The 5901-nt window shown below is 66.2% G+C and carries 5 protein-coding genes; all 5 read right to left on the bottom strand.

Going from position 1 to position 5901, the window contains the following annotated elements; all coding sequences use genetic code 11:
* Positions 1-179: 179 nt before the first annotated feature.
* Genes QZY48_RS24305 through QZY48_RS24285 form a run of 5 tightly spaced genes read right to left on the bottom strand, consistent with a single transcriptional unit; the run spans position 180 to position 5481 of the window.
* A complete protein-coding gene (locus QZY48_RS24305; protein ID WP_295435930.1) occupies positions 180-1910 on the bottom strand; it encodes a nickel-dependent hydrogenase large subunit in 1731 nt (576 codons plus the stop codon).
* Complete coding sequence (locus QZY48_RS24300; protein WP_295435928.1) at positions 1907-3235, bottom strand: (Fe-S)-binding protein; 1329 nt, start codon at positions 3233-3235, stop codon at positions 1907-1909. The genes QZY48_RS24305 and QZY48_RS24300 overlap by 4 nt, the downstream gene beginning before the upstream one ends.
* Positions 3232-3894, bottom strand: coding sequence for a hypothetical protein (locus tag QZY48_RS24295; protein ID WP_295435926.1), 663 nt, complete (start codon positions 3892-3894; stop codon positions 3232-3234). The genes QZY48_RS24300 and QZY48_RS24295 overlap by 4 nt, the downstream gene beginning before the upstream one ends.
* Positions 3891-5006, bottom strand: a complete 1116-nt coding sequence (locus QZY48_RS24290) for a hydrogenase small subunit (RefSeq protein WP_295435924.1) — start codon at positions 5004-5006, stop codon at positions 3891-3893. The genes QZY48_RS24295 and QZY48_RS24290 overlap by 4 nt, the downstream gene beginning before the upstream one ends.
* A 19-nt stretch (positions 5007-5025) precedes the next feature.
* Positions 5026-5481 carry a hydrogenase expression/formation C-terminal domain-containing protein gene (locus QZY48_RS24285; RefSeq protein WP_295435922.1) on the bottom strand — a complete coding sequence of 152 codons (456 nt, stop codon included), beginning with the start codon at positions 5479-5481 and terminating at the stop codon, positions 5026-5028.
* Between the last annotated feature and the right edge of the window lie 420 nt (positions 5482-5901).

The raw sequence follows: 5901 nt of genomic DNA, 5'->3' as shown, positions 1-5901 counted from the left end.
GTCGTAATCGAGGTTATCGTAGCGCCCCGGATTCTCTCGCACCCCAAAGTGCATCGCTTCTCCGATTACGATTACGACAACGACAACGACAACGACAACGAAAATGGCGCTATAGGCAGTCCCTAAGCGAATCGTTTCGCTTATCAATCAACCGTTCCCAAGCGCCGGCTTGGTAACGCTCAGACGACCTTCACCTCGATGCGCTCCCCGGTCACGGGATCGACCAAATGCACCGCGCAGGCGATACAGGGGTCGAACGAGTGGATGGTGCGCAGGATCTCCAGCGGCTGTTTGACGTCGGCCAGTTGGTGATTGTCCGCCAGTGCGGCCTCGTAGGCGCCGGGCTGATTGCTGGGGTCGCGGGGGCCGGCGTTCCAGGTCGAGGGGACCACCGCCTGGTAGTTGTCGATGCGCCCGTCCTTAATGACGATCCAGTGGCCCAGGGCGCCCCGCGGGGCCTCCATGAAGCCGGCGCCGCGCGCCTCCCGCGGCCAGGTGGCGGGGTCCCACAGGGTCTCGTTGAAGGTCCGGCCGTCGCCGGCCTTGATATTGGCGACGAGCGCGTCATACCAGCCCTGCATGGCATCGACCACGATCTTGCTTTCCAGGGTGCGGGCGGCGGTGCGGCCCAGGGTGGAGAAGAGTGCGCGCTGCTCCAGTTTCAGCGTCGTCAACGTCATGTCGACCAGCTCCTTGGTCTGGGCATGGCCCTGGGCATAGAGCATGAGGACGCGCGCCAATGGGCCGACCTCGACCGCGTGACCCTTCCAGCGCGGTGCCTTGAGCCAGGTATAGCCATCGGTGACATCGAGTTGTTGGTAGGGCGGCTTGACGCCGCCGCGACCGTCGTAGTCGAGCCTGGTCTCACCCTGGTAGGGGTGCAGGCCGGTATCCTTGCCGCCCTTATAGTCGTACCAGGCGTGAGAGACGAATTCCTGGATCTGGGTGTCGTCGTGCAGGTCGACCTCATGGATGGTCGTCAGATCTCGATTGAGGATGACCCCGCGCGGGAACAGAAAGGTGGCGGGATCGGCACTGCCGGTGGCGGGCAGGTCCCCATAGCACATGAAGTTGCCGAGCCCCTCGCCGCGCTGGAACCAGTCCGGATAGAAGCCGGCGATGGCGAGCGTATCCGGCACATAGACCTGGTCCACGAACTGGCGCATGGAGGCGATGACGGACTGCACCTCCGCGAGCTTCTTGGCGTTGATGGCCGAGTCTGAATTCAGATCGATGGGGCAGGCGACACCGCCCACCACGAAGTTGGGGTGGGGGTTCTTGCCGCCGAAGATGGCCTGCAGGCGCGCCGCGTCGCGCTGCCAGGCGAGGGCCTCCAGATAGTGGGCGAAGGCCATCAGGTTGGCCTCCGGCGGGAGCTTGTAGGCCGGGTGGCCCCAATAGCCGTTGGCGAAGATGCCGAGCTGGCCGGACTCGATGAAACCCTTGAGCCGCTTCTGGGTATCGGAGAAATAGCCCGGCGAGGACTTGGACCAACCGCTGATGGATTGGGCCAGGGTGGAGGTCGCCTTGGGATCGGCGCTCAAGGCGCTGACCACATCCACCCAATCGAGCGCGTGCAGGTGATAGAAGTGCATGACGTGGTCATGCACATACTGGGCGCCGATCATCAGGTTGCGGATCAATTGGGCATTGGTCGGCAGCTCGATCGCAAGCGCATCCTCCACCGAACGCACCGCGGCCAGTCCATGCACCAGGGTGCAGACGCCGCAGATGCGCTGGGCGAAGGCCCAGGCGTCGCGGGGGTCGCGGCCCTGCAGGATGGTCTCGATGCCGCGTACCATGGTGCCGGAGGACCAGGCCTGCGCGATGTTCACGCCGTCCATCTGGGCCTCGATGCGCAGATGGCCCTCGATGCGGGTGATGGGATCGACGACGATACGTTCGCTCATGTTGCGCCCTCTGCTTGTTCGGCCGGCTCGTGCTCAACCAGGTGCTCGGCGATCAGCTCGGTGAGACCCACCACCGGGATGTCCATGTTGAAGTGCTCCAGGCCCTCTTCCAATTGGGTCCGGCAGGTGGCGCACATGGTCACCATCCGCGCGGGCTCCACCTCCTCGATCTGGGCCTTCTTCATCTTGAACGCGGCGATCTTGAGCGGTTCGGCGCGCTCATTGGAGCTGACCCCGCCGCCGGCGCCGCAGCACCACTGGAACTTGCCGTGCTCCTTCAACTCGACGAAGTCCGCGGCGATCAGGTCCATCAGGTTGCGCTGCTGCTGTATTACGCCGCTCTTGCGGGCCAGGTTGCAGGGGTCGTGCAGTGACAGCCGGTCGGTCTCCATCCCCTCGGTCTTGATCCGGCCCGCGGCGCGCAGTTGGTCCAGCACCTCGATGATGTGAAAGACGTGGAAGGGGTAGGGCCGGCCGATCAGGTTCGGCCCCTCCCAGCGGATGGCCGTATAGGCGTGACCGCACTCGGGGCTGATGACGTTCTTCACCCCAAGGGCCACCGCCGCGTCCACCACCCGCTGCACCAGGAGCGCCGCCACGTCCTTGTTGCCGATCTGGATGCCGGCGTTGGTCGCCTCGAAGCACTGGGTGCTGAGCGTCCAACTGACCCCGGCGTGGTCGAAGATGCGGGTGATGGCCTCCAGATATTCGGGGAAGTTGATGACCTCCATGGAGGAGAGCATCACCAGATAGTCCGCCCCCGCCTGGTCCACCGGCACCGTCAGGCCGGTGCTGGTCTCGATATGGTTGATCTGGACCTGGAGCGTCTTCCATTGCAGCCCCATGGGACTGCCGGTCTGCACCGCCCGGACCGAGGCGCCGATCAGCCCCTCGGGCACGTGACCGGAGGCGACCATGCCCTCGCGTGACTTGCGCACCATGGCCTGGATGTCGTTGCCGACCGGGCACACCAGCGAGCAGCGGCCACACATGGAACAGGAGTCATAGATCAACTCCTCCCATTGCGTCAACATCTCGTCCGTGACCTGCTTATTGAGACCCAAGAGCCCCTTGAGCCGCCCCAGCAGGGTGAACTCCGCCGCCCAGATCAGGCGCAGGGGCTCGAGCTTCAGGATCGGCGTGTACTTGGGGTCCCCGGTCTCCAGGTAGAAGGGACAGGACTGGGCACAGACCCCGCAATGCACGCAACTGGAGAAGAAGGCGGCCACGGGCCCGTCGATCTCCGCCCGGAAGGCGGCCAGGCCGCGCTCGAGGGTGAAGGGGCTTGATTCCGGGCTGCCATTTGAACTCGGTGTTGCGCTCATGACTCGACTCCCCGGCGGCCGAAGCTGGCCCCGTTGTACCAACGCGCGATGAACACGGTGAAGATGTGGGTGAGCTTGGTGAAGGGCAGGACGATGAGAAAGACCTCGGCACAGAGGATGTGCAGCCCCAATGCCAGCGGATAGGGGTTGATGATCCGGTTATAGGCGAGATACCCGGAGAGGACCAGCAGAAAGACCAGGGTCCAGACCAGATAGTCCTCCGGGGTGCTGATGCGCCGCTTCACCCGGTGGGTGCGGCGATGCACCAGGGTGGCGACCAGGGCGACCAGGGTCACGGCGGTCACGAGATCCACTACCGGGTTGGGCAGCCCCGGCCAGGAGAGGCCGAGCAGGCTTTTGATCAATGCGATGTGGGGGATGAAGAACAGCAGGGTGACGATGAAACCCAGATGCCAGAGCCAGCCCACCACCACGTTGAAGGGCGCCCGCTTGAAGGTGCCCGGGTCCGCGACGGAGCGCGTCAAGACCGTGCGCAGTCCCGGCAGCCATTGGCCGCCGCGCGCCTCGCTGTAGTTCGGCCGGCGCCCGTTGACCAGGATCTCCAGGATGCGGGCGGCCATACCCAGGGCGAAGACGGTCACCGCAAGGTTGAACAGGGGGCCCTTGGTGAGCAGCAGAAAGTCCATCGGGTCGCTCATAGCTTCTGCTCCAGTTCTTCGACGGTGACTGGTTGACGAACGGCCGCCTCTTCCTTGGCCCGACCCCGCGCCTTGGTCGCGACCACAGCACCGGCAACGGCGCCGACCGCGCCGGCCGCAAGCAGATAGTCCGAGGCGGGACCGGTGGGCACGGACAGCGGTACATAGAAGCCTCCGGCGTCCCAGAAGCGGGGTTCGGCACAGCCGAGACAGGGGTGCCCGGCCTCGATCGGCCAACTGGTGCCCGCGTTCCAGCGCATGGTGGCGCAGGCGTTGTAGGTGCTGGGGCCCTTGCAGCCGAGCCGGTACAGGCACCAGCCCGCACGCGCGCCCGCGTCGTCGAAGGTCTCGGCGAACAGGCCCTTGTCATAGAAGGGCCGGCGATAGCAGCGGTCGTGGATCGACTGGCCGAAGAAGGCCAGGGGCCGGTGATATTCATCCAACTCGGGCAGGCGCCCGAAGGTCAGGAAGTGGGCGAGGACGCCGGTGATGACCATGGGCACCGGCGGGCAGCCGGAGACATTCACGACCGGCTTGTCCTTCACGAGGTCCATGACCGAGACCGCCCCGGTCGGGTTGGGGGCGGCCGCCGGCAGACCGCCGAAGGCCGCGCAGGTGCCGACCGCGATCACCGCCGCGGCGCCCTCCACCGCCTCCATCAGCATGGAATAGTTGCTGACACCGGCGATGGTGGAGTAGCCCGGGTTGGCGTCCGGCCCCGGCAGTGAACCGTCGACGATCAGCAGATATTGGCCGTGATTGTCCCGCATGGCCTGTTCGCGGGCGGCCTCCGCGGCCTCCCCGGCGGCCGCCTGGAGGGTGTGGTGATAGTCGAGCGAGATCAGGTCCAGGATCAGGTCCTCGACGGTCGGCGCATGGCTGCGCGTCAGGGACTCGGTGCAGCCGGTGCACTCCTGGAAGGACAGCCAGATCACGCTGGGGCGTCGCGCCCGTTCCAGGGCCGCGGCGATGGCCGGGATCATGGCGGGCGGCAGGGCCATCATGGAGGCCGTGGCGGCGCAGAACTTCAGGAAGCCGCGGCGCGAGACGCCGTGCTCGCGCAGGCGCTCGGCCAGGCCCTTCTCAAGCGGATTTTTCTCAAAGACCCTCATGGTCGCTCCTGTAAGGATGTCAGGATAGCGGGCGCGAGCCGCCCGGTGTCGCCGCGCCCAGGCGGGTGTCGAGCGTGGCGACGGCGGTGTCGAGTTCCCGGCACTGGGTGCGCAGGATCCCGGGGATGCAGGTAATTTCCAGATGCAGGGCCAGGCGTTGGCCCTCGGCATTATGGTAATCCACCAGCCAAACCCCGGGGATGGCGGTCTCCTGCACGCTGGTCGGACCCAGGGCCTCGATGGTGGCGCGGACCTCCCCGGTGCCGAGCAGGGCGGTCAGCCAGGCCTCGTCCCCCGCGCCGAACGGCAGCGCGTGCAGATCGATCCGGGTCGCCTCGCCGGTACTGATCAGACGTTCCAGGGCGTGGCGGACCTCATGCAGGATGGCGAGCGCATTGCCGTGGCAGGCGCCGCCGCCGGCCGGTGTCTCGACCTGGACTGGAATGCTGGGCAAACCGGACATGGTGGCGGACATGGTGTGGCCTCGAACAGGGTATTGTGGAATTCTAGCTGCTGCGGGCCCTCGGCGCCTTGCCCCAGGGCAGTATATGCGAATGTTAGCGGAATCCGAAATACTCTGCCGCGGCGATTGCCGCGGTCGATCCGGCGCGGATCGATACCGCGGTCCGCACCTTTTTCGACAACGCGGCCAAGGCGGCCGACGCCAGGCTCGAGGAGGAAGGCCGCGGCCCACTCTGGACCCGGCTCGTCCTGACCGGGATGCGCGGTCAGATCGTCGAGCAGCGCCGCTGGTGGGAGTCCCTGACGCTCACGCTCGTCCTGATCCCCACCGCGGGCGACCCTGAACTGATGCTGATCGCCGACGGCCGCTATGCCCCCGGGCTCGGCGACCGCCCGCCCGCCGGGGCCGATTATCTGCCTGGAGTCCAAGGCT

The sequence above is a fragment of the uncultured Thiodictyon sp. genome (genome assembly GCF_903828115.1).
Lineage (GTDB): Bacteria > Pseudomonadota > Gammaproteobacteria > Chromatiales > Chromatiaceae > Thiodictyon.
The sequence above is the reverse complement of the archived record's forward strand: the minus strand, read 5'-3'. Positions and strand labels throughout refer to the sequence as shown.